At 46.3% G+C, this 23,874-nt stretch carries 19 protein-coding genes; 11 read left to right on the plus strand and 8 right to left on the minus strand.

What is annotated here, in order from left to right; genetic code table 11:
- The first annotated feature begins 51 nt into the window (after positions 1-51).
- Positions 52-1,041 carry a CobW family GTP-binding protein gene (locus EPB59_RS13975; RefSeq protein ID WP_154173350.1) on the plus strand — a complete coding sequence of 330 codons (990 nt, stop codon included), beginning with the start codon at positions 52-54 and terminating at the stop codon, positions 1,039-1,041.
- A gap of 89 nt (positions 1,042-1,130) precedes the next feature.
- Here the strand turns inward: EPB59_RS13975 and ylqF are convergent, their stop codons facing one another.
- Positions 1,131-2,075 carry a ribosome biogenesis GTPase YlqF gene (gene ylqF / locus EPB59_RS13980; protein WP_000247909.1) on the minus strand — a complete coding sequence of 315 codons (945 nt, stop codon included), beginning with the start codon at positions 2,073-2,075 and terminating at the stop codon, positions 1,131-1,133.
- 321 nt (positions 2,076-2,396) lie between these two features.
- On the opposite strand from ylqF, the gene EPB59_RS13985 reads away from it, so the two are divergent.
- Complete coding sequence (locus EPB59_RS13985; RefSeq protein WP_154173352.1) at positions 2,397-4,259, plus strand: potassium transporter Kup; 1,863 nt, start codon at positions 2,397-2,399, stop codon at positions 4,257-4,259.
- 97 nt (positions 4,260-4,356) lie between these two features.
- Here the strand turns inward: EPB59_RS13985 and nifJ are convergent, their stop codons facing one another.
- On the minus strand, positions 4,357-7,596 hold the full coding sequence (gene nifJ / locus EPB59_RS13990; RefSeq protein WP_154173354.1) for a pyruvate:ferredoxin (flavodoxin) oxidoreductase: 3,240 nt from the start codon (positions 7,594-7,596) through the stop codon (positions 4,357-4,359).
- 102 nt (positions 7,597-7,698) lie between these two features.
- On the opposite strand from nifJ, the gene EPB59_RS13995 reads away from it, so the two are divergent.
- From EPB59_RS13995 to tatA, 3 genes are all read left to right on the plus strand, one after another.
- On the plus strand, positions 7,699-9,192 hold the full coding sequence (locus EPB59_RS13995) for an ATP-binding protein (protein ID WP_154173356.1): 1,494 nt from the start codon (positions 7,699-7,701) through the stop codon (positions 9,190-9,192).
- A complete protein-coding gene (locus EPB59_RS14000; protein WP_001083605.1) occupies positions 9,182-9,874 on the plus strand; it encodes a response regulator in 693 nt (230 codons plus the stop codon). The genes EPB59_RS13995 and EPB59_RS14000 overlap by 11 nt, the downstream gene beginning before the upstream one ends.
- 199 nt (positions 9,875-10,073) lie before the next feature.
- Complete coding sequence (gene tatA / locus EPB59_RS14005; RefSeq protein ID WP_114731843.1) at positions 10,074-10,310, plus strand: twin-arginine translocase TatA/TatE family subunit; 237 nt, start codon at positions 10,074-10,076, stop codon at positions 10,308-10,310.
- Between the two features lie 126 nt (positions 10,311-10,436).
- Here tatA and EPB59_RS14010 read toward each other — a convergent pair whose 3' ends face one another.
- From EPB59_RS14010 to EPB59_RS14025, 4 genes are all read right to left on the minus strand, one after another.
- The gene (locus EPB59_RS14010) at positions 10,437-11,111 is read right to left on the minus strand and encodes a DedA family protein (RefSeq protein WP_055050435.1); all 675 of its coding nucleotides are present in this window, start codon (positions 11,109-11,111) and stop codon (positions 10,437-10,439) included.
- Positions 11,112-11,268: 157 nt separating this feature from the next.
- Complete coding sequence (locus EPB59_RS18665; protein WP_055049832.1) at positions 11,269-11,646, minus strand: hypothetical protein; 378 nt, start codon at positions 11,644-11,646, stop codon at positions 11,269-11,271.
- 114 nt (positions 11,647-11,760) lie between these two features.
- Positions 11,761-12,558: an EAL domain-containing protein gene (locus EPB59_RS14020; RefSeq protein WP_055049833.1), complete on the minus strand. Its 798-nt coding sequence runs from the start codon at positions 12,556-12,558 to the stop codon at positions 11,761-11,763.
- Positions 12,559-12,952: 394 nt separating this feature from the next.
- Positions 12,953-13,588 (minus strand): hypothetical protein, encoded by a 636-nt coding sequence (locus EPB59_RS14025; RefSeq protein ID WP_154174232.1) that lies wholly within the window; start codon positions 13,586-13,588, stop codon positions 12,953-12,955.
- 388 nt (positions 13,589-13,976) lie between these two features.
- On the opposite strand from EPB59_RS14025, the gene EPB59_RS14030 reads away from it, so the two are divergent.
- Entirely contained in the window at positions 13,977-14,522 is a 546-nt protein-coding gene (locus EPB59_RS14030) for a cytochrome b (protein WP_154173358.1), read from the plus strand.
- Complete coding sequence (locus EPB59_RS14035) at positions 14,519-15,088, plus strand: YceI family protein (protein WP_055049835.1); 570 nt, start codon at positions 14,519-14,521, stop codon at positions 15,086-15,088. The genes EPB59_RS14030 and EPB59_RS14035 overlap by 4 nt, the downstream gene beginning before the upstream one ends.
- A gap of 116 nt (positions 15,089-15,204) precedes the next feature.
- On the opposite strand, the gene focA is transcribed toward EPB59_RS14035, so the two are convergent.
- Complete coding sequence (focA, locus tag EPB59_RS14040) at positions 15,205-16,656, minus strand: formate transporter FocA (protein ID WP_154173360.1); 1,452 nt, start codon at positions 16,654-16,656, stop codon at positions 15,205-15,207.
- A 216-nt stretch (positions 16,657-16,872) separates the two neighbouring features.
- On the opposite strand from focA, the gene EPB59_RS14045 reads away from it, so the two are divergent.
- A complete protein-coding gene (locus tag EPB59_RS14045) occupies positions 16,873-17,778 on the plus strand; it encodes a LysR substrate-binding domain-containing protein (RefSeq protein WP_001270754.1) in 906 nt (301 codons plus the stop codon).
- A 174-nt stretch (positions 17,779-17,952) separates the two neighbouring features.
- On the plus strand, positions 17,953-18,456 hold the full coding sequence (locus tag EPB59_RS14050) for a DUF1097 domain-containing protein (protein ID WP_154173362.1): 504 nt from the start codon (positions 17,953-17,955) through the stop codon (positions 18,454-18,456).
- A 179-nt stretch (positions 18,457-18,635) separates the two neighbouring features.
- Here the strand turns inward: EPB59_RS14050 and EPB59_RS14055 are convergent, their stop codons facing one another.
- On the minus strand, positions 18,636-20,267 hold the full coding sequence (locus EPB59_RS14055) for an ATP-dependent endonuclease (protein WP_154173364.1): 1,632 nt from the start codon (positions 20,265-20,267) through the stop codon (positions 18,636-18,638).
- 258 nt (positions 20,268-20,525) lie between these two features.
- On the opposite strand from EPB59_RS14055, the gene EPB59_RS14060 reads away from it, so the two are divergent.
- Together EPB59_RS14060 and EPB59_RS14065 are read left to right on the plus strand one after the other, a co-directional pair.
- Positions 20,526-22,265, plus strand: coding sequence for a bifunctional metallophosphatase/5'-nucleotidase (locus tag EPB59_RS14060; protein ID WP_154173366.1), 1,740 nt, complete (start codon positions 20,526-20,528; stop codon positions 22,263-22,265).
- A 544-nt stretch (positions 22,266-22,809) separates the two neighbouring features.
- The gene (locus EPB59_RS14065; protein ID WP_154173368.1) at positions 22,810-23,766 is read left to right on the plus strand and encodes a TerC/Alx family metal homeostasis membrane protein; all 957 of its coding nucleotides are present in this window, start codon (positions 22,810-22,812) and stop codon (positions 23,764-23,766) included.
- The last annotated feature ends 108 nt before the right edge of the window (positions 23,767-23,874 follow it).

Below are 23,874 nucleotides of genomic sequence, written 5' to 3' on the forward strand. Positions count from 1 at the left end.
ACTGTTTCTTTAAAAGCTTTTGGATATACTGCGGCCAAAAGGAGAATCAGCATGATCAATCGAGTTCCGACCAATATTATTACGGGTTTTCTGGGCGTTGGAAAAACCACCGCGATTTTGCACCTGCTAGCCACGAAACCTGCGCATGAAAAATGGGCTGTGCTCGTTAATGAGTTCGGTGAGATTGGCATTGATGGTGCCATCATGAGCGAGCAGGGTGCGATGATCAAAGAAGTACCGGGTGGATGTCTGTGCTGCACGGCTGGGGTTCCAATGTCCGTTGGTATTAACGCCTTGTTGCGTCAAAAGCCAGATCGTTTAATCATCGAACCAACAGGATTAGGGCATCCCAAGCAAGTGGTCGCCACGTTAATTTCTGAGCAGTATCTGCCTTATGTGGATTTAAAAGCCACGATTGCGTTGATGGATCCACGCCACTTGAGCATGGATAAATATCGCAGTCACCAAAATTTCAACGACCAACTGGCGAGCGCGGATATTGTTTTGGGGAACAAAGTCGATCAGTGCAGCAGTAGTGACATTGATGCCTTTAATGATTGGGTTACGGATCAAACGCCGGCCAAAACCTTTAGTCAGCTCATCAAGCAAGGGCAATTCCCTATAGAGTTACTGGATATGCCGCGTTTAGTTGGCCATGCATCCACTCATATTGATTCCCATCATCACCACCATGCTGCCGATGAGCCGCAATTTAAGCTTGCACCACAACAGCCATTTTTGCGCAAAGAAAATCGCGGACAAGGCTATTTTAGTTGCGGTTGGCTGTTTGGCGCCGAGTTTCAGTTCAACTTCGATCTGTTGTTTCAACTGCTGAATGATTTAACTGCCGAGCGAGTGAAAGGGGTGCTGAATACCGATCGCGGTTGTTACGCTTTCAACGTGGCGAATGGTGTGGTTTCTGTGACTGAAATGAGCTTAGAAGGTTTTGAATCACGCTTAGAAGTGATTGATTCACAACTGATGCCTTGGAGCGAGTTAGAAAGCATACTGCTCAAGATTGCAGGTATTCCACAGGCGTAAATCACAGGCCTTTCTTTGCGAAAAAGATTTACGAAAAAGATTTGTGAAAAAGGCGAGTCATACTCGCCTTTCTGTTATGCGCGGAATGATTAACGCTTGTTACGCAGATAACGCTTACGGCGCTCTTCTTTACGTTTGGCTTTCTCTTCGGCTTTCAGCGCTTCATCAATTTCAACTTGTTGTAACTCTTCGGTGATCATTTCTGGGCGCTCCAAGGTGATTTGTCCAAGTACACCTTGACGCAGCTCATGCAGTAGGATTTCAGAGGCTTTATGCAGATCCACTCGCGCACCCGCACGTAGCGCGCCACGCTTACGACCGATCTCTTCCATCAATTCAACATCGGTTTCTGGAAGTTCATCGATTTGGTAACGCTCTTTCAATCTTTCTGGGTAGTGCTTAGCCAGATACTCGACGGTGTAAAACGCCACTTCATCGTATTCCATCGCGGTATCTTTCACCGCGCCAGTGGCCGCCAAACGAAAACCGCTATGAGGGTTTTCCACTTTTGGCCACAAAATTCCCGGAGTATCAGAGAGCACAATTCCGTTTTGTAGATTGATCCGCTGTTGACGACGAGTCACAGCGGGTTGGTTTCCGGTTTGAGCAATTGCGCGACCCGCTAACGTATTGATAATGGTTGATTTCCCTACGTTTGGAATGCCCATGATCATGGTGCGAATGTTTTTGCCGATCTCTTCACGCTGTGGAGCGAGCTTGCGGCACAGTTCGAGGATCTTGTGCACTTCCTGCGGATTGGATGTGGTGATCGCCATCGCTTTCACCCCTTTTTCTTGCTCAAGATGAGCAATCCACAGCTCGGTTAACTCAGGATCCGCAAGATCACGCTTATTCAGTACCTTCACACAAGGTTTTTCACCACGGATATGCGAAATAAGCGGGTTTTCGCTACTGAAAGGAATACGCGCATCAAGCACTTCGATAATCACATCGACTTGCGGAATCGCTTCTTCGATTTCCTTGCGTGCTTTGTGCATGTGCCCCGGAAACCATTGGATTGAGTTGTTAACCATTTGAAAAATTAGCCTTTTAATACAGTCTTAAATGAGTTGAGAGATAAGAATGATGCTTAACATGGAGTCAGCAGGAGCCACCTCGCTCTCAACTCCGTGACGCTATGGTCATTGGAATGCACCAATGCTAACACTTTACGCCGGATGCGGGAATCGTCATCAGCCCGACGCATGGATTACACCAGTGGATGAGGGCGTGGGAACGGGTATTTCTATATATTTTCTTTATACCCGACTGGCGCTTTTATACACCTTCTTTAAATCGGGCTAGTTAGTATGCTGGAAGTTGTGATTTAGGAAGCACCGCGGTGCTTAAGAACCATGAAACCTGCAAAACAAACGACAGCCAGCTTGGCTTTTCTGGCAATGGGTATCGTCTATGGCGATATCGGAACCAGTCCTCTTTACGCTTTTAAAGAAGTGTTCTTCAGTCACCATCCACTCGCGATTAACCCTGACAATGTGTTGGGGATTTTATCTTTGGTGTTTTGGGCATTTGTCCTGATCGTTTCCATTAAATATCTTCTGCTGGTGACACGCGCCGATCAAAATGGTGAAGGCGGTATTCTGACTTTATCCGCCATTGCTCAACAAAATGCCCCCAAACGTTGGCAGAGGATTGCCATGTTACTCGGAATTTTGGCGACGGGCTTTTTCTTTGGTGAAGCGGTGATAACGCCTGCCATGTCAGTACTTTCTGCGGTAGAAGGGATTGCGGTGGCGCAACCGGACTTAGCTCCTTATGTACTGCCCATTGCCATGATGATTATTGTGGCGCTGTTTGCGGTTCAAGCGATGGGAACTGAGCGTATCGGGCGCTTTTTCGCGCCAGTGATGTTGCTGTGGTTTTTGGTGCTGGCTTTACTCGGTGCCCATGCAATTTGGCACGCGCCCCAAGTATTACGTGCACTTAACCCAGCGTATGCGGTGCATTTTGTCTTGCTTCATGGGCAACACACCCTGTTTATTTTGGGCTTAGTCGTGCTTTCAGTGACTGGGGTTGAAGCACTGTACGCCGATATGGGGCACTTTGGGATTAAGCCGATCCGCATTGCGTGGTTTGCACTGGTGATGCCCAGTTTGCTGCTCAACTATTTTGGGCAAGGGGCGTATCTGCTTACCCTGTCTGAGCCCACAGGTTCTACTTTCTTTAGCCTGGCGCCTAAAGCTTGGTTGTGGCCTTTGATCTTGCTGGCGACGTTTGCCACTGTTATTGCTTCGCAAGCGGTCATCTCTGGGATCTTTTCGTTAGCGAGACAGGCCATCAACTATGGCTATTTGCCGCCGATGAAAATTGCGCATACTTCAGAGCATTCACAAGGGCAGATTTATGTGCCCGCGGCGAACATGTTGTTGTTTGTGGCCGTGATTTTTGTGATGTTGCGTTTTCGCTCATCCGCCAACTTAGCGGCCGCCTACGGTATTGCGGTCACGGCGATCATGATGATCTCTTCGCTACTGTTGGTTTTGGTTGCGCGTTATCAATGGCAGTGGAGATGGTCGCGAGTCGTCACGATTGGGATCGTGTTTATTGGCATGGATAGTTTGTTGTTAGCGTCGACCTCAACCAAATTGATGGAGGGTGGTTGGCTGCCTCTGCTTTTAGGATGTGCGGTGTTTATCGTCATGTATATTTGGCAGCAGCAGCGCCAACGTTTGCTGGAAATTGCCGGTAACGAGCTCTCGGTTTCGGCGATGATTCAGTCATTGGAGGAAGAGTCTTTCCAACGCGCCGCAGGAACCGCCGTTTATCTGTCTCGCTCGTTGAATCATGTGCCGCGCTCGCTGCTGCACAATATCAAATACAACAAGACCTTACATGAAAGAAATGTATTGATGACCTTTCAATATGAGGCGGTGCCAAGGGTTCACCCATGTCGCAGAGCTGAGATAGAGCAGGTCTCGGCCAGTTTTTGGCAAGTAGTGATCCATACCGGTTATCAAGAGGAGCCAGATATGGCGCAAGTGATGCATTGCTGCGGTCTAAAAGGCTTGTATTTGCATCCCAATGAAACGCTCTTTTTGCTCTCTTCAGAGCGATTGAAAGTACAAAAACTGGGGATGTGGCATGACCTGAAAGTCTGGTTCTTTATTCAGATGAGCAAACATGCGCTGAGAACGTCGGAAAGATTGAATATTCCTCCCGATCGCCTAATTGAGATGGGTGTGTACCGAGAGATGTAAGGCTCGCACGAAAAAACCGTTCAAGATTGAACGGTTTTTTTAGCTCTGAGGTTTAGCCTTTACAAGGCTCCCCTAGTTTTTCGCTAGGGGAGCGAGGCTAATCTTGTTGCGCGACGCCCGCATACAGCGGCCATGCGCCAGATTTCACCACCTCTTTTGTAACTTGCGCACTGTGTGCCAAATCGTAATGGTGCTCGATGCAGGGCGAATAGGCGACAACCAATGACGGACCAGAATGTTCACCTGCAGCTTGCAGTGCTTTAATGGTCTGATTGATGTTGGCACCCAAGGCTATTCTCGCTACAAACGCACCGGGCAGATCTTGGTAAAGTTTAACCAGATCTTTGGCTGGACTTGGATTGGGTAAACTGCACAATTTCGCGGTTTGTCCTTGCGGGGTGGACTTGGATTTTTGTCCACCAGTGTTGGAGTAACACTGCGTATCCAGAACCAGAATATTGATGTTACGTCCGCTGCGCATCACATGATCGAGTCCGCCAAAGCCGATGTCATAAGCCCAGCCGTCACCTCCTATCATCCACACCATTTTTTCGCTTAAATAATCGGCCAGCAGTTGCTCTTCCGAGTGAGCAGGAAGTCGCTGCTTCAGCTCACCAATCTGCGATCTTAGATCGGGAAGCGGAGATTGCGGGGTATGTCCGCCTAGCAAACGCTGCGCACGCGATTGTAAGGCTTCCAGTGCCATATTCATGCCCAAGCCAAATTCGGCATTATCCTCAAATAGGCTGTTGGCCCAAGCTGGGCCTCGTCCATCACTATCCTGACTGTAAGGCGTCGTGGGTAGATTGCCGCCAAAAATTGAGGAGCAGCCTGTCGCGTTCGCAATCATCAATCGATCGCCGAATAACTGAGTCAAAATACGGATATAAGGCGTTTCTCCGCATCCTGCACAGGCATTCGGGTATTCAAAATAGGGCTCAACGTGCTGCAATGTTTTGACATCAATTCGCTGCTGCTGATAGGCCGACTGCTTCGGCAAGGCTTGGAAATGAGTGAATCTTTGTTGTTCTGACTGATAACTGAGGTTCTTCTCAACCATATTCAATGCCTTACGTTCTGGCTCTCGTCGATCTTTTGCTGGGCAAACCTGAGTGCATAACTGGCAGCCAGTACAGTCATCCGGCGACACTTGCAGTACATAATGCGCATCGGGTTGCTGCCTTGAGCGATAAGGCAGGCTTTTTAACTCACTCAAGGTGGGATGGGTTTCACTCACAATGCGGGCACGAATCGCCGAATGAGGGCAAATCGCGACGCAGTAACCGCATTGAGTGCAAAGATCGGTTTCCCAAACCGGCAGCTGTTCAGCAAGATTGCGCTTTTCTAACTGCGAAGTATTGGTAGGCCATACTCCATCGGCCGGATAAGCCGAGACAGGTAGCGCATCGCCTTTCCCCGCCAGCAACTGTTCAACCAAGCTCGCGCCCCAAATCTTCGGCTGGCTCTGGATGGCCTCCGTTGTTTCACTTGGGATCGCAAATGGCATCTCACACACCGACTGATATGCTTGGTTTAGGCATTGCAGGCTTTGTGTCAGTTGCTGGGCTGAACGGTGTTTGAGCTGTTCGGTTAGACTCGCTTCCAGTGGGGGCAATAACGCCTGTTCGGTATGCTGGCTTAATAATCGAGCCGCCGCGGCTTGCATTACAATACTGGTTTTATTGCCGAGTTGATGGCGCTCAACCAAGCCATCGGCATCTATGGTGGCCACTTGAACCGATAAGGCCTGCAGGCGACTTTGCAACGCGGGTGGTAAAGCGGCCCACAGCGCTTGCCCCGTCAGTGCGGTGTTGAGCAACAGATAGCCATTGGCGATCAGCTTGCTGGCAATATCACGCTCATGGAGAAGTTTCAGATTGCTGAGCGAAACCAACCAAGCGTGACGAACCGGATAGGGAGCAGTGATCGGTTGCTGACTGAAGCGGATATGTGTCGTGGTGACATTGGCAGATTTTTTGGAGTCGTATTCAAACTGACCCTGTACATGCCAGTTTTGGCCTAGGGTTTTAATCAGATTTTTTCCCGCACTGACACTCCCATCGCCGCCATAGCCATACATCAGAACACTTTGATAGGGCTTATCTCTCGTCGCTGAAATCGTTTTCGGTAGAGTAAGTTGGCTTACGTCATCTTCAATACCCACCACAAACTCGTGCATTTGCTCCTGCTCGGGAGCTTGCATCATAGTGAAAATCGCTTCGACATCTTCTGGGAAAAACGCTTTTCCTGATAACCCATAGCGACCGCGAGAGAGTCGGATCGAGTTTGCCATTTGGGTATACAAGGCACTTAAAACGTCAAGATAAAGCGGTTCGCCGTGACTGCCCGGCTCTTTGGTGCGATCCAATACGCTGATATGAGTCACCGTGGCTGGAAGCGCATCCCGTAAGGCTTGGCTTGGAAAAGGGCGATATAGTCGGATCTGAATAACGCCAATCCGCTCACCTTGTTGAACGCCGGCAAGGACGACTTGTTTGATGGTGTCGACGGAAGATCCCATTGCGACAATCACAGATTGTGCTTGCGGATGACCGATATACTCGACCAACTGGTAGCGGCGTCCGGTCTGTGTTTCAAAACAGTCCATGATGTTCTGCACCTGTTCAGGCGTACTTTGATGGTACGGCGTTTGAGCCTCGCGACACTGAAAGTAACTGTCGGGATCGGCAGTGGCTCCGCGTAGAGTTGGTCGATCGGGCGTTAAGGCTCGGGCACGAAAATCAACTAACGCTGGCATGGGTAGCAGTGCAGATAACGCCTCTTCGGAGAGCGGCTCAATCTGGGTAATGGCGTGTGAGGTGAGGAATCCATCAAAGAAATGCACAAACGGTAAGCGGCATTGTAAAGCACTGAAAGTGGCAATAGCGGCCAGATCTTGCGCCTCTTGCGCATTACTGGCGCAGAGCATTGCAACGCCCGTTTGGCGGATGGCCATCACGTCCGAATGATCGCAGTAAATGGATAACGCATGGGTTGCAACAGTGCGAGCCGCCACATGAATGACACAAGGCGTCAGCTCACCAGCAAGCTTGTATAAGCTTGGGATCATGAGCAATAAACCTTGCGATGAGGTAAAGGTAGTGGCAAGTGCACCGCTCATGGCAGCGCCATGAACAACCGCAATACTGCCTGCTTCCGATTGCATTTCCACAAGTTTGGGTACATCACCCAGCAGATTGCTCTTTTGCTGGCTTGCCCATTGTTCACAGCTTTCGGCCATGCTGGTGCTCGGTGTAATAGGGTAGACGGCTAGCACTTCACTCAGTTGATAAGCAACGCGGGCAACGGCCATATTTGCGTCAGTAATCCAAGTCATAATTCACCTCTGTCGGTATCGCAGCGTTTGCGATGGAGGATGGAAGATGTATGATCCGGCCACCTAGGTGACGAGATCACGAACCAACAGGATTAAGAAGCAGTGGTGACAAGACTTAATGAAGCACACAAAGCGCTGATTCTGGTTGCGCTTTACGCCATGGTCACTGTCGTGGGTGTGATGTACCGCAAAGATATGATTGAGACTGATGTAGCTATGCTGTTTTTGCTGCTCAATATCTTGAGCGCATCAGTACTCAAACCGCGCAACGCTTACTTGATGATGGGATTAAGCATCATCGATTATCACTACTTTCTGCTACCGGACTATCAATCGTTCCGATTTGAGAATGCGCAGTACGTGATTACCTATGCGGTGTTAGCTTTTAGTGGGATTTTCGCGGTGAATATAACACAGGCTCAGCGCAAGCAAATAGAGAAAAATAAGCGCCTGCAGCAGCAACACAAGAAGTACTATGAACTTGCTTGCCATCTTTCTGCACTCAGTACCAGTGAAGAGATTGCTCAAGCCACCGTAAAATTTTTAAGTAAAGAGAAGGGGATAGTCAGTGCGATCGCGCTATACCAACTGCAGTGGCAATGGGCGGCGCAGCACCCTGATTTCCCCGTTGCAGCAATTGAACTACCACAGCCTCCTTTCACTGATAACAGATTAGCCTTGGCGCAAGATGAACAGATCAATGCCTTCACCTTGGTGGATCGTGGGACAATCCTTGGGGTCATTTATTTCCTACGTTATCCCCATGATCGCTTTGCATCGCCAGAGGCTTTGCGGCGTGAATCTAAAATCGCACCTTGGGTACGCTCTCTTCTGACCCTCTCGTTAGCAAGGGCTCATGCGCATCGCACCTTGGCCCATGTGGAAGCGGAGAAACAGCTGGAAAGTACGCGCACAACGTTACTCGCGTCTGTCTCGCACGATCTAAAAACGCCGCTTGGCGCGATCATTGGCTCTGCTACCACTTTAACCGATCCGAGTCTTCACCTCTCGACGGAAACCCAGCAAGAGCTGCTGACGTCAATTGCTGAGCAAGGCGAGCGGTTAAATCGCAGTTTGACCAAACTGCTCGATATCACCCGCTATACGGCATCCGCGCTAGTACCTAAGTTAGATTGGGTTGAACCGGAGGAGTTGATTGGAACGGTGCTCAGTCGTTTAGCACCGCGATTAACCCATCACAAAGTACAGATTGAGAGTCAACCGATGTTGGTTGAGCTTGATAGCTTACTGATTGAACAGGTGTTGATTAACTTAGTGGAAAATGCCGCGAAATATACACCTAGAGGCAGCGAAATTGAGATCGCTTGTGCTTATCAAGATCAGCAGTTTACGCTGGCGGTGGTGGATAATGGCGCGGGCATTCCCGATGAGGCATTACCTAGAATTTTTGACCGGTTTTATCGTGTGGAAGGCAATCATGCTGATGGAACGGGGCTTGGCTTGGCGATTTGCCAAGTGATTGTTGCGGCTCACCAAGGTTCGATTCGGGTACATAATCGAGAGTCTGGGGGCGCATGTTTTACGGTGACGATTCCTTGCCGCCAATACAATTTAAAGGAACTGTATGAACAGTGAAATTAAGATCCTCATTATTGAAGACGAAGCGCCAATTCAACGGTTTTTGACTGTGCTTATTTCTGGTTATGAGTATCAAGTGAAAGTTGCCAGCACGGCAGAGCAAGGGCTGCATCTGGTGGCGAATTGGAACCCGCATTTGATCCTGTTGGATTTAGGTTTGCCAGATCAAGACGGCATCAGTTTGACGAGAGAACTGCGAGCATGGACGCAAACCCCAATCATGGTGATTTCTGCCCGAGAAAAAGAAGCGGATAAAGTGCAAGCTCTGGATGCCGGGGCGAACGACTATTTGACTAAACCCTTTGGCAGTGAAGAGCTGATGGCTCGTATTCGGGTGGCGCTGCGTTTAGCGCCGAGCACCGAAAGTGTAGAGCAAACTCGTTTTGAATTGGGGGATCTGGTGTTGGATCTTGTGTTAAAGCAAGTTACCAAGGCTGGAGAGCCAGTAAAACTGACCAAAACCGAATACAACATTTTGAAATTGCTAGCAAAAAATATGGGGAAGGTGCTCACACACAAGCAGATTTTAAAAGAAGTGTGGGGCGGCAATTATGTCGAGCATCATCACTATGTGCGTATCCATGTGGCTCAGTTACGCCATAAAGTGGAAGACAATCCCGCGCAACCACGCTTCATCCTGACTGAAAATGGGGTCGGTTACCGTTTAGTGGATAAATAGGCACGTAAAATAAAACTATCTTTATAAAATCTATACAGATGTATGCTTTATCCATACAACCGATTTATACAGGGTTCGCTACACTGCTTCACAGGTTAAGGACAGGTAAGGCGTGAACTTTTAGTGGGATTGTTTACGTGCACTTTGCATGGTCTGAAATCTACTTGGTAAACACACATTGTAAAAAGCAGAGGACAACATGGGTGGAATCAGTGTGGGTAAGCTCTTAATCTTGGGGTGTATTGTTGCGCTGGTTTTCGGCACTAAGAAACTGCGGACCATAGGTGAAGATGCGGGTTATGCGATTCGCTCTTTTCAAAAAGCGTTACGCGGTGACGAAGTGACGACTCAGTCATCAACGACCGAGGAATACGTGGACAGCTTCGCTATTGAGCAAGAGTCGTCCCATTCTTCTGATTCTCAGCGCCACTCATAATGTTCTCATTCTCAATACCATCGCATTTGCGGGGCTCTTATGAGCCCTTTTTTTATGTTTAATGTTCACTCAGAAATTTATCTTGCTTGTAAAGCCGCACAGTGATCCGTGCGGCTCTACACATTTTCAGTCTTCTATCCGGACTTTCACTTTTCGATCGCGCTTTTTAATGATGCTGCTGGTAAGGAGTGTCAGTATGGCCAGCACTAGAGTCAAGACGGGGGCAATCATGAGTATCTTGGTCGCCAGTTGTTCTAACTTAGTGGGTAACAACGCAATACCAAACCCTGCCCCTACCAAAAATACAATCCAAAACAGAGCACTGATGGCTGACGCTGTAATAAATTGAACCGGCTTAACCCCGTTACGTAACCCCATCACCATCGGCAATAAAGAGCGTACCACGGGGAAGAAACGCCCGAAGAACAAAGCAATCAAACCGTAACGGTGCATTAGTTTATCAGTGGTTTTTAATTGCTTATCAGGAACCTTGGCTAGCCAGCGGTTAATGATGTTCCAATGCTTGAGTTGGGCTCCTTGATAAAAGGCCATCAAACTACCGAACCATCCAGCCATGCATAAGGTTATGAGTACCCAATGCAACTGTAAAATACCAGCTGCGGCAAGTGAACCGCTCAGGATGATCACACTGTCACATGGCAATGGTGCAGCCGGTAAAAAGCCACTTTCCAAAAAAATCAGCAACCCTAAACAGAGGTATAACAGCAGTAAATTCACCTGTTGTAGGGCGAAAACATCATGGTGCCAGAGCGCACTAAAAATAGAGAGTAGGGAATCCAAACGGAGCTCCTCTTTAATGAAGGTGTAAACGTCCAACATGAGTAATAACAAAGAGATTGCTTGCTCAGCTTCGGCAGATAGATTCTGACGGCCGATGTTCAATGCATTGACGACTTGTTATAACAACTCATTGAGAATAAAAGAGAAAAGAGGAGAGTTAAGCGTGAGCGTAACGAGAGTACAGGTTTGTGAATAACCATGCTTTTCGAGCATAGGTCAGTGGTGTTAAGTTCAGTAAAGCAACGTTATCAGCACGAATGCTTTGGCTTAGAGCTAAACGAATGGAATCATTGGTTGCATTAGGCAGATAAGAAAACGGAGATTCTTCCTTTTCTTCCAGTTCACAACTTAGCAGTAAACGATGCCCTTGGAGGCGAGTGGGCAACATAGCCAGTTTAGTAACAGTATGATGCGTTTGATGCTGTATTTGGTTATCGAAGTAAGACGCAGAGGAAAAAGGCGTGTCAGCATGATGTAGCAAAGACGCTGCACAGAGCAGAATAAAACTCAACAGTGACGCCGCAGTTTGAAACATGGGTGATTAGCCTAAATAACACATAGGGCGAGTATGCTGCGTCTTCCCCTTGGTGTAAAGAATCAAGTTCTCTTCGGGGGTGATTGTCGAGAGTTCAATCGCCCGATCTTGGCATTAATGTGCATTAGCGACTTTCGCTGATTGTGCAATCCCTTCGGGCAATGCTAAGTAATAGCCTTGGTACATATGCACGTTGAGTTTTTGCATAGCGGCTAATTGTTCCGCTGTTTCAATTCCTTCAACTACGGTATGTGCTCCGGTACTGTTGGCCAATTGAAGGCCTGTAAGCAAACCGCAGCAATTTCCCGCCATAAAATCGAGTAGTAGCTGCCTATCTAATTTAATGATGTTCGGCCGCAGCATGGCAACTCTTGCTGGGGTTGAGGCTTTGCAGCCAAAATCGTCAATTGCAATTTGAAAACCGCTCGCGGCAAGTCTTTCCGTGGCTATCTGTAACATGTTTTCATCGCCAGACTCCACTTCAACCAACTCCATTACGACTCGTTGATGCGGAATCGCTAGCTCTGCCAGGCGTGTAGCCAATAGTGTGGTACTGATATTACAGTAAGCAAATTGTTCACCAGCAACGGGGAGTACGTTAAGGAATAAGCGAGTATCTCGATATGGAGAAAGACTAAAATTGCGGATATGAATGGCGCGGCTAAGCCGTTCCACATTCAACTTATCATCAGCAGCAAAGGTATCAGAATGGAAAAAGAGATCGGGTCTAATCTGAGTGTGTTGTTGAGTGAATATGCGAACAAGTGCTTCAGCTCCGACGACTTGATGTTGTTTATCAAAAATGGGTTGAAACACACTACGCAGTGTTAGCCCGTTATACTTCGCATAATATTCTCCGTCTTCATCGTAATGGATGCAGTCGAGAAATTGTTGTTTATCAGTCAGAACCATACAAATTGAGCATCCTTGGGTAAAAACAGCGTAACGCTTCCCTGAAGTAATACTTTTGACGTGCGCCATAGTATTGGCGAAGCGTCCAGCCTGTCAAATAGGAAGTCACACGATAGCATGAGGTGTGATGACGGTTTTTTGCGTTAAATTAAGCTTTGTTTAGTCTCAATCAAAAGTGCTTATTTTTAAGCAATACCTTAAATTACATTACCTTAGGGATGGATGAGGAAGATCACATAAATATTCATCAAGAATGCATTTTGCATTCGTATTGCGGTGCTCAATGAATGTGCTTGTATACTGTGCGCAAAAAGGTTTTATAAATATCGACACACTTCACTATTTCAAAAGACAACAAAGTGAGAATACCCAGCAATCTGCTTAGAGCAAACGATTAGCTCCACTGTAATACGGCATAAAATTGAACATATTTACGCACTAACTGCTGATTTTTAGAACGCTTAAGAGGGTGAGCAAACTTAATATAGCAGGGGCTTATACGATAATAGTGCTCCAGTGTATGTGTTAACTGTGAATCACTTTCTTGTAGCGCAATGCCTTGGGCATGATATTCATCTATCTCATCAGGTAAATGCCCAGTCCACCAATGGAGTAGCTCTCGGCTTTTTTGGCTGCGACCCATCCAATGATCACTCAGTAACAAAAGTAAATCGTTAGGTTGTATTACATAGGCATATTCTTGTTTCCACTGGCTAATGTCACGCATGAGCTTTGCTCGGCAGGCTTTACCCGCACTCATGAGGTGATGAGTGAGGATCCATACGGTACCAGCATCACTAGAGACTCGGAAATGATGGGGAAGATCGCGTTGAAAAGTCGACTCGATAGGCGCGTATTCACAGGGGTGACCAAACTCACTGAGCGTTCGGGCAAGGCGTCTGGCAAAGGCTAAGCCTAAGTGATGTTCACTCATTCCTTGATTATGAATGGTCGGATAGTGCTTCTCGCATAATCTGAGGCAATCGACCTGAAATTCATTCACACTTTGCGTAACGATGTCCAATAGCAAGATGTTGTTCTCCATAACAAAAGCTAAGCAAGATTAGCACAGTTGTATTTTGTCACTAGCAGTAAACGGCGACTTCTTGATCTCTAGCGCTTTTCTCACGTACAAACTTTTAGCGCGGTTATCTTGCCACTCATTTTTTCTAAGTCACATCCTGTTACAACTCTGTTAAGGCCATTGTGTGGTTGAAAACGCTAGGAAGGATGGATTCAAACCTTACTGGCACAAGGCTGGTTCTCGGTTTCAGAAAAGTTCGTTCTAAATTTTTGATGTACTTCTTCAGTCTGTTTGACTATTCGCCGCGTAAAATTTAGTAAATACTCTTTCGTGAATAGTTATTAACCAATAAGCTACATGCCTGTAACTAAATTATTATAAGAGCATTCATGTGATGAAAACTTCAAACAATCCACACTATAACGGGCTGGCACGTAGTATCCATTGGATTTCTGCATTGATCATTATTGGTCTGTTTGCGCTTGGTACTTGGATGGTGGACCTCTCTTATTACAGTGAGTGGTATCGCACGGCACCGCACTGGCATAAGTCGGTAGGCTTGCTACTGGGGGGATTAACGCTTTTTCGTCTGATTTGGAAAGCACTCTCTTCATCACCGAAAATTGAAGGTGCGCGCTGGGAAATAGTAACGGCTAAAAGTGCTCATCACTTGATGTACGTTGGACTGTTTGTCCTTTTTGTTTCTGGGTATCTCATCTCAACAGAAGATGGTCGAGGTATTGAAGTTTTTGATTGGTTTACCGTGCCGGGGGCGGGTGCGCTATTTGAAAACCAAGCGGATATTGCTGGAGAGATCCATTTCTACACCGCTTGGGGTTTAATTACGATTGCAGTCTTACATGCTTTGGCTGCTCTCAAACACCATTTCATTAATCGTGATAATACGTTACGCAAAATGCTGACAGGAGCATCAAAATGAAAAAAACACTAATGGCAGTGGGTCTTGCTGCAGTCATGTCCATTCCGTTTACAGCGAATGCTGCTGATTATGTGATTGATACGAAAGGTGCTCATGCATCCATCAACTTTAAAGTCAGTCATTTGGGTTTTAGTTTTACTAAAGGACGTTTCAATAAGTTTGATGGGGAATTTTCTTATGACCCAGCCAATATTACGAGTTCAAGTGTTACGGTAAATGTGGATACAAGAAGCTTGGATTCAAACCATGCAGAACGTGATAAGCACATTCGTAGTTCCGATTTTATTGATGCTTCTAAGTACACCACGGCAACCTTTAAAAGTACCGAAGTCGTTGACAAGGGAAATGGTCAGCTGGATGTCAAAGGTGACTTAACACTGCATGGCCAGACTAAGCCCATCGTGATTAATGCGGAGTTTATTGGTGCTGGGCAAGACCCTTGGGGTGGCCAACGTGCTGGTTTCATGGGTACTACGCGTTTGGAATTGAAAGATTTCGGTATTCAAGTTATGGGGACATCAAGCTACGTTGATATGGAATTGTACGTAGAAGGTGTTCAAAAATAGTTATTTTACTCTTAACTCACTGATGGCTCAGGTGAGATGAGTAAAAAGCCCCCTAGTAAACTAGGGGGCTTGCTTTTGGTTAAGCGACTTATTTCCTAACCAAAATGAGGAGAAGATTAAGCGCGAGCGAGCTCTTTCTCTTTGACCATCTGCATACGTTCACCGTAGATAGGACGAAGTGCTGCAAGTACATCGTTACGTTCCAATACACCGACAAATTGACCATCTTGCAGAACAGGCAATACATGAGGCTTGTTGACTTTCATGCTCTTTGCACGTTCTTCCAGTGAGAGTGAATTAAAGCGAGTGGCAATGCCCATATTTGTCGTTGGGAAGAGTTGCTCTTTATCGATACAGAAAAATTCAGCTACATCAACCAACTTGTCATTAATATCAATGGCGATCACATCACGTGACATTAGATCGACGACTTTTTGATCTTTGCTTGGCAGGTAGTCTTGGCACCACAGATCCACCATCACATCATGAGTAGATAGAACACCAACCAAACGGCCTTGAACATCAACAACAGGAGCCGCAGACAAATGATGGTCGAGTAGAGTGTCGATTGCGGCAGGCGTTGTCATATCAACACTGAGAGTAACAGGTTGAGTATTCATCATATCTTTTACTGTAATTGTGTTTTTCATAATAATTTCCTTGACTGACGTAAGTGCTTGAGTTTCTGTAATCGTTGTAACATTTGCGGCTTTTAACTGTGGACGACGATAAATGCTCCAGTTCGCTAGCCCCACGAGAACTGCACCACCGACAATGTTGCCTAGCGTGACAGGGATTAAATTGGCAGTAACAAATTGGGTGACATTTAAATCGCTGTATTGGCTTGCTGAAACCCCCACTTGCTGCCAAAAGCTATCTGGTGCGAAGTTTTGAATAACAATACCCAGAGGCACCATAAACATGTTGGCAACGCAGTGTTCAAAACCACTGGAGACAAACATAGCGACAGGCATGATGGTCATGGCTGCCTTAGTCATGGCATTGGCAGAACTAAAGGTCAGCCAAATGGCCAAACACACTAAAAGGTTACAAAGGACCCCCAACGCAAAGGCTTGTACCACGGTATGGTGCAGTTTGTGCTGTGCGATATTCAGTGCATTTAGCCCCCATTGGCCATTATCCAGTTGGTAAAGACCGGCCGCAGTAACCAACAGCAGGAGAAAAATGGCGCCGATAAAGTTACCGACATACACCTTGCCCCAGATCGACAACATTTTGCCGAAACTGATTTCGCGATTGGCCCATGAAATGCTGGACAACACAGAGCTCGTGAACAACTCGCCACCACAGATGACGATCAAAATCAGCCCCATACTGAATGCCACACCACCCGCTAGGCGGCTTAACCCCCAACCGGCAGAGGCACTGCCTGTTGTGACAGTGATATAAAACAGAAAAGCTAGCCCGATAAACGCCCCCGCCATAACAGAAAGACCTAAAATCATTCCGCTGGTTTTTTTGGCTTTGCTCAGCGCAAACTTCTCTGCTTCAGCCATCATTTCTGTGGGTGAAAAGCAGTTTTGATTTTTAGAGTAGGCTGCAGACATATTCGCTCCCCAAACTCAGTTTCATGTTTACCTCCGTTTAATAAACAACACCTGATGCGTTGCTACGGCCTTAGGTTAGGGGGAGGTACCGGTAAAGGTAAAATTGATAATTTTTAAAAACCTCATCAATTATGTTGATAAGGGGAAAGGGAGGCGTAAAATGAAACCGCTTGCTCATGTCGAGCAAAACGATCAATGAAAATAATAGGATAGGCAGTGCGATATTCATTAAAGCAATTAGCGGTATTTGATGCTGTTGCCGATTGTGGCAGTGTGAGTCAGGCAGCGGATAAACTGGCGCTCACCCAATCCGCTACTAGCATGTCTTTAGCTCAGTTGGAAAAAATGCTAGGGCGCCCTCTGTTTGAGAGACAAGGCAAACAGATGGCATTAACTCATTGGGGCATGTGGCTTCGCCCCAAAGCAAAACGCTTACTACAAGATGCACAGCAGATTGAGATGGGGTTTTATGATCAACATCTGCTCAGTGGGGAAATTCGTTTAGGAGCAAGCCAAACACCCGCGGAACACTTAGTGCCTGATCTTATCAGCATTATTGATAGTGACTTCCCAGAGATTCGCATTTCATTAGGTGTGAAGAGTACCAAAGGGGTGATTGAAGGCGTTCTCGACTATAAATATGACCTTGGCATTATTGAAGGACGTTGTGATGATAACCGCATCTACCAAGAAGTATGGTGCCGCGACCATTTAACGATAGTGGCTTCTGCTCATCATCCGTTTGCTAAACGTGAATCGGTCAGTTTGGCTCAACTTGAGCAGGCGAAATGGGTGCTGCGTGAACAAGGTGCAGGTACTCGCAATATTTTTGATAGTGTGATTCACCCATTAATTGCAGACCTAGATGTATGGCGTGAATATGAACATGTTCCTGTGCTGCGTACCTTGGTGGCGAATGGACCTTATTTGACTTGTTTACCTTATCTGGATGTGGAACGCTTTATCGAAAGTGGATTACTGGTTGCATTGAACGTTCCTGAGCTCAATATGGAGCGTACGCTTTCATTTATCTGGCGTGCAGACATGGAAGAGAACCCGCTAGCGGAGTGTATTAAACGTGAAGGGTTGCGCATGATGAAAGGAAAACCCAGTGTCTTATAGACACTATCATATTTCCTTAATCTGTTGATTTATCGGTTGCGTCACCAAATGAATGTATATTCAATGCATTCATACATTTTATTGTGATAGGTATCACTTGATACGATGCTGGATTCCGTTAGCATGACGCCTTAATCACCAACGCTGGACTTGTTCAGTATTTTTGAGGCGGATATGAGCACACTGTTTGCAATTGCATTGACTACTGGGATCCTTTCTGGGGTTTGGGGGTGGGTTGCCGTCTCCCTTGGCTTACTCTCTTGGGCTGGCTTCTTAGGATGCACGAGTTATTTTGCATCACCGAAAGAGGGACTAAAAGGGCTCGGGCAAAGCTTGCTGACGAACCTTAGTGGTGTTTTTTGGGCAATGCTCATTATTCACGCTAGCCAGTGGGTTGGTATTGAAATTATCGGTTACGTTGTGACGGCAATCGTGGCCTTCATCATGTGTATTCAAGCTCAAAAATCGTGGTTGGCTTATATCCCAGGAACTTTTATTGGCTGTTGTGCAACCTTTGCGGCGGAAGGCGACTGGCAATTAGTCGTTCCTTCTTTGATGCTCGGCGGTGTGTTTGGGTATTTAATGAAAGCGAGTGGGCTTTGGTTATACCAAAAGTCGAATCAATCTTGCTCTGCACCAGCAAAAACTGAGGTTGCGGCCGAAGTGGCGCCTCGTTAAAAGTAAAATCCCCCAGATGATATCGACAATTTGATACTTCAACAGGTTAGGGAAAACGGTTTGAGTCTTGATAAAGGTATTATCTTTCGTATCGATCAATGATTGGATACCGCCACACCCTAAAGGTGTGGCTTTTTTGTTATTGGACCACGATAAACCTAGGCTCTGACTGGGTCATGTTAAGTGTTGCCATTTGCCATGGTGATGACGCGTTTTAGCGTCCAGCGTAAAAGTACGGGAATACATTCCATCCCGTTCATCTCGCAATGAGAAACAATCGCCAAGGCGAGATCGGGTTTGGCATGTTTTTTCAGAACTTTGGAAACCACTTTTTTGGCCGGAATCGGGTGATCGTGAGGGATTTTGGCCAGTTCTTTAAAGAAATATTCAAAGCCATGCGTATATAAAAAGTGTTCAATATCGCGATCCGGTAATTCGGTTAATCGATGTCGTTCTTGGTCATGCCCCAATAAGCCGCGTACCGTCGCTGAGTATTTTTTACCGGCAGGATCCCCATCGGTGACCACATGCCAATCAATTCCAAATGCACGAGCGACTTTGATCAATGATTTCAGTCCTGATTGGGCGAATTCAACAATCTGGACACCTTCAGCTGCAAGGTTATAGCCACATTGACGAGCCAACTCATTAAACAACCAAACTTCGGTTTCACCTTCAACGAGTAGCCAGCAACGGGCGAAGAGTGCTCCAGAACGGTGAAAGCGGATATGGAACCCAATTTTACGTAATTCATCACGACTTAAACTGCGTTGTGATACTCGGGTTGCAATGGTGCGATCCGATTTTCTCACCAAGCGTCGGATCGAGTGTAAAGGCACTGCGCCTAATAAATCTCCGCTGTTGGTGGTTAAAATTTTCTGCATGGGTAATAAATCGAGGAAGCTCCAAGCGCGTGCAAGGTGGGTTGGGTGTAAGCGACCTTCAGGATCTTCAATGATCAAAATCGGTCGTGCACAGCGTCTCAGTTCTTTCGGGCCTTTACCCTGTAAGTAAGCATTTAATAGCCCCAGTAATAACAGCTTGGTTTGTTTGTTCTTTGTTTCATGAACAATTTGGCTGAGCGTTTTTTCATTGGGTGAGGCAGAATAAAGCAAGCTATCCCGTTCACGACGCGGATTCTTACGAGTTTGGCTTTTGAAAGAGAAGTAATGCTCTACCAACGAGTTCATCGCGCTAAGACTACTACGGATCTCCCCTTTATTGACATGCCCAGGCGTTGCCATGAGGCGTCGCCAAGTATTGCTGATCCGCTTTTCAACTCGTGCATTCTTACCGTTGCCATTTTGAATGTTTTTCTCAAAACGCCGTGAGTCTTTTAAACGGATCACGGGGTGTAAGCTCATCAATTCCTGCGCCAGTTTTTCAGAGTGATGGAGTGGTAATGGATTTCCAGCTAAATCTAAAAAGGCGAATTGGGTGTTGATATCGTATTTAACTCGTGAAGCACTGATGCGATAAATGATTTTTTGCGCGCCTTGTTCATCGGTTTGCCAAATGGGTTTGAGTTTTCTATAGCGGCCAGCTTTAGGCTCATAGTGATCGGCGGCTTGAAAAATCAAGATAATCTGCAAATCCTGAGTTTGAGGATCGGCAATCGAATAGTCGACGTGAAAATCTTGTAACGTAAACTGGTAAAGAGAACCATCAGCAGGCAAAACCACAGATAACGCATCTAACAACGAGGATTTACCCCAAGTGTTTTCGCCAATAAGGGTCGTTATTTCATCAAAGGTCAGTGATAGTCGGCGGATGCCACGAAAGCCAGCGATTTCAATTCGCTCTAAATGCATAGGCTGCTCCTTAGAATGCTCACCAGAGTGAAAGAATAGGCTCAAGTGAGTGTTCTTTAAGAATAAAGGAAAAAACCAATATAAGCAGGGTGTTAAGCTTAGGTTTTCCGATGAAAGGTCACACTTTTGTGATGAACTACCTAAAGAAAATGTGATGTGGGTAATTATGAGTCATTAAAATTTCAGAGAGGTTTCATAAAAGTCACGATTCTGTCATGATCGGCGAGCTAGGATAGGAGTGGATAAGAGAGAAGACGTATGCCTATGAGAAGAAAAAATCAGCCAGCGTCGATCACGTTGGCACACATTAATGACACCCATTCCTACTTTGAACCCACCTCGTTACAACTGACGCTTGAACATGAAGCGGATACGCTAAAACCGTTTGTCAGTGCGGGTGGCTTCGCTCGAATAGCAACCCGTGTCGCACAGTTACGTGATGATGCAGATCGTATTCAGCGAGAATTCCTGTTTTTGCATGCGGGTGATTGCTTTCAAGGTACCTTGTATTTCTCGCTGTTCAAAGGTAAAGCCAATGCCGACATGCTCAATGCCCTTAAATTGGATGCAATGGCGGTCGGCAATCATGAACTGGATATGGGAAACTATCCGGTTGCTCAGTTTGCCCAGCGTATCCAGTTTCCATTATTAGCCGGGAACTGGGATCTCTCACATGAGCGCGAGAGTAAATCACTGCGTCTGGCAACCAATCCGAAAGTTTACAGTTTTGACGCAGCTCAAGGGTATGCTCGCTGGATCGAAAAAGAGGCAAAAGGGGAGAAGATTGCAATCTTTGGCCTTTCGATTGATAAAATGGCCGATATTGCTAACCCTGACAGTGATACTCCTTTCGTTAACGCGGTGGCTACAGCCAAAGCCACCGTATCAGCCATTCATCGGCAAGGTATCAATAAAATTGTGTTACTGAGCCATCTTGGTTATGAAGGTGATATAGCGCTTGCAGAACAAGTCGCAGGGATCAGCGTGATCGTCGGTGGTCATAGCCATGTCTTGCAGGGAGATTTCTCCGCACTCGGCATTGGCAGCCAAGACGAATATGGCTTGAAGATCAATAACACCTATATTGTTCAGGCGGGTTTTTATGCGCTCACACTCGGTCATTGCCAAATTGATTTTGCTGCTGATGGAGAAGTGACACGATTTGAGGGGCGTAACGAGCTATTGCTAGGACGACGCATGTTTGTTGATGCAAGTATGAGCCAAGAACAAATCAGTGAGCACTACAGCCAAGCACGCGATGAAGTGGATAATCATCCTAATGTCGTGGTCTGTAAGAAAGATCCTGTATTGCACAAACTGCTACAGGAAAAATACATTCCGAGAGTTCGCCAGCTACAGCAACAGATCATTGCACAGGCGGATCGCACGCTGCGCCATATCCGAATTCCGGATACTGCAGGAGGCAGTGAAATAGCTCCGCTAGTGGCTAAGGCATTTGTACATGCACTCAATAAGCGAGGTTTGGACGTTCAGTTTGCGATTCATAATGCTGGCGGTGTACGAACGTCTATTTTGCCGGGATCGATTTCGGTTGCCGATGTGGCAGGAAAACTTTTGCCTTTTGCCGTGCCGATCGGTGTTTACCAAGTCACTGGGCGGGTCATTGCTCGTGCGCTCGAAGGGGCAATCAACAATGCATTAAGTAATGGGGTAGAAGGGACAGGATCGGGCAGTTATCCGTATTGTCATCAATTGCGCTATCAATATCTGGCGCATAAGCCGCTTGGTCAACGTATTACACAATTGCAGATTTGCTTAGAGGGAAAATGGCAACCTGTTGATTTTGATAGCTCATATTGCGGTACATCTTCGGCTTATACCATGAAAGGCAAAGAAGGTTATGATGCGTTGTTGGAAATGGAAGGTGAGGGCATGGTCACGCAGATCTCCATGGCAGATGCATTTATTGAACTGCTTTCTGATTGTCCTGACTTGCTCACAACACACTCCAATAATTTTTGTGAATGCCATCATTAATATTGATATTGGACATCAACATATTCGAGATTATTGAGAACCAATAATTGGCATATAGCTTGCTATGTTCTGTTTAGTTTCTGCTCAATTCTGCCGAGCAAAAGGGGAAGAACATGTTAAGTCAAGATTGGTTCGATACATTAGTAGTGGTGGCTTGGGTTGGCGTATGGTCAGCTCTCATTTATCTATTACCTTTCGCCGGTGTTTAGATATACCAGTATTTAGTTACCGCGTCTGCTGCAATTCGATACTGGGCAGCCATACCTAGAAGGAGCCTTTACTACGGCTCCTTTTTCTTCATCCGCTCATAGACATCGTTTTAGCACAGGCATAAAATGGCGCTGTTTTGGGGAGTAGTCGCCTTAGGTTTATTTGTCGTCATCACGTTGAGATTGACTCAACCGGCAAATATAAGCTCTGAATCCAACTTCAATGCTTCGACGAGACCAACGCATTCAATGCTGTATTTATTGCAGCGCTTATTGGTATGCGGAGGGTCTTGAGGTTTGGCGACTACCTAAGATCTTCCGTTTTCGGAGGAAATATGTCCCCAATGACTTATCTGGGCTTCGGCCTACTTACCTTAACTCTTGTGGCTGTTGATTTGTGGCAAACCCGTGGAGGAAAAGTCACGATCAAAAATGCGGCTATCTGGAGTCTTTTCTGGTTTCTTCTGGCATTTGTTTTTGCCGTAAGCCTTTACTACGGTTGGCAATGGTATGCACCGCACAGCAGTTACAGCGCAGAAAAAGCCACCCTCTCCTTTATTACTGGTTACTTGCTCGAAAAATCATTGAGTGTTGATAACTTATTTGTTTTTGCGATTATTTTTCATCAATACTCCGTGCCGGAGCACTTGCGCCCGCGTGCTCTCTTGTGGGGAGTGGTTGGTGCTTTGGTTTTACGTGCCATCATGATTGCTGTAGGGGCTCAGCTACTCAGCCAATACCATTGGATTTTATATGTGTTTGCTCTGTTCCTGATTTGGACAGGGATCCAATTAGCGCGAGATAAAGGTGAAGAGGCTATCAATCCATTGCCTGAGCGATTGATTCGTCGCTGGTTTAGAGTAACAGAGGAGTATCAAGACAATAGGCTTATCACCAAACAGCAAGGCCGCTGGTGGGTCACACCTATGTTTATCGTAATTGGTGTTATCGCATTTATGGATGTGATGTTTGCACTGGACTCAATTCCCGCTATTTTTGCGGTGACACAAGAGCCATTCTTGGTTCTGGCAGCAAACGTATTTGCTCTACTTGGTTTGCGATCCCTGTATTTTGTGCTGCAGGGAATGATGGATAAATTTTTCTATCTTAAACCAGCATTAGCTTTCATTATGATGTTTATTGGTGTGAAGATGATGTTAGTTGGTTCACCTTGGGCAATACCAACTCCTGTTTCCTTGTGTGTTTTGTTGATCACGATGAGCGTGGCGGTGATTGCTTCATTAGTTCGTCAAAAAGGACAACGTAAAGCCATCATCGGGAAAAATTTATAATAAACAGCACACTCTCCTTATTTACCCATGTGAGAAGAGAGAAACATTTAGTAAAAAAATACAGTAAATGGTTTGTTAAATTATTTGAGTGCGAAAATGGCGCTCAAA

This window comes from Vibrio metoecus (assembly GCF_009665255.1).
GTDB lineage: Bacteria > Pseudomonadota > Gammaproteobacteria > Enterobacterales > Vibrionaceae > Vibrio > Vibrio metoecus_B.

Coding starts and splice junctions, on each gene's coding strand:
- tatA (WP_114731843.1), top strand. CDS start 10,074: ATGGGTGGAATCAGTGTGGGTAAGCTCTTAATCTTGGGGTGTATTGTT.
- ylqF (WP_000247909.1), bottom strand. CDS start 2,075: ATGGTTAACAACTCAATCCAATGGTTTCCGGGGCACATGCACAAAGCA.
- EPB59_RS13985 (WP_154173352.1), top strand. CDS start 2,397: ATGAAACCTGCAAAACAAACGACAGCCAGCTTGGCTTTTCTGGCAATG.
- EPB59_RS14060 (WP_154173366.1), top strand. CDS start 20,526: ATGCCTATGAGAAGAAAAAATCAGCCAGCGTCGATCACGTTGGCACAC.
- focA (WP_154173360.1), bottom strand. CDS start 16,656: ATGTCTGCAGCCTACTCTAAAAATCAAAACTGCTTTTCACCCACAGAA.
- nifJ (WP_154173354.1), bottom strand. CDS start 7,596: ATGACTTGGATTACTGACGCAAATATGGCCGTTGCCCGCGTTGCTTAT.
- EPB59_RS14050 (WP_154173362.1), top strand. CDS start 17,953: ATGAGCACACTGTTTGCAATTGCATTGACTACTGGGATCCTTTCTGGG.
- EPB59_RS14035 (WP_055049835.1), top strand. CDS start 14,519: ATGAAAAAAACACTAATGGCAGTGGGTCTTGCTGCAGTCATGTCCATT.
- EPB59_RS14020 (WP_055049833.1), bottom strand. CDS start 12,558: ATGGTTCTGACTGATAAACAACAATTTCTCGACTGCATCCATTACGAT.
- EPB59_RS18665 (WP_055049832.1), bottom strand. CDS start 11,646: ATGTTTCAAACTGCGGCGTCACTGTTGAGTTTTATTCTGCTCTGTGCA.
- EPB59_RS14030 (WP_154173358.1), top strand. CDS start 13,977: ATGAAAACTTCAAACAATCCACACTATAACGGGCTGGCACGTAGTATC.
- EPB59_RS14000 (WP_001083605.1), top strand. CDS start 9,182: ATGAACAGTGAAATTAAGATCCTCATTATTGAAGACGAAGCGCCAATT.
- EPB59_RS13975 (WP_154173350.1), top strand. CDS start 52: ATGATCAATCGAGTTCCGACCAATATTATTACGGGTTTTCTGGGCGTT.
- EPB59_RS14055 (WP_154173364.1), bottom strand. CDS start 20,267: ATGCATTTAGAGCGAATTGAAATCGCTGGCTTTCGTGGCATCCGCCGA.
- EPB59_RS14065 (WP_154173368.1), top strand. CDS start 22,810: ATGTCCCCAATGACTTATCTGGGCTTCGGCCTACTTACCTTAACTCTT.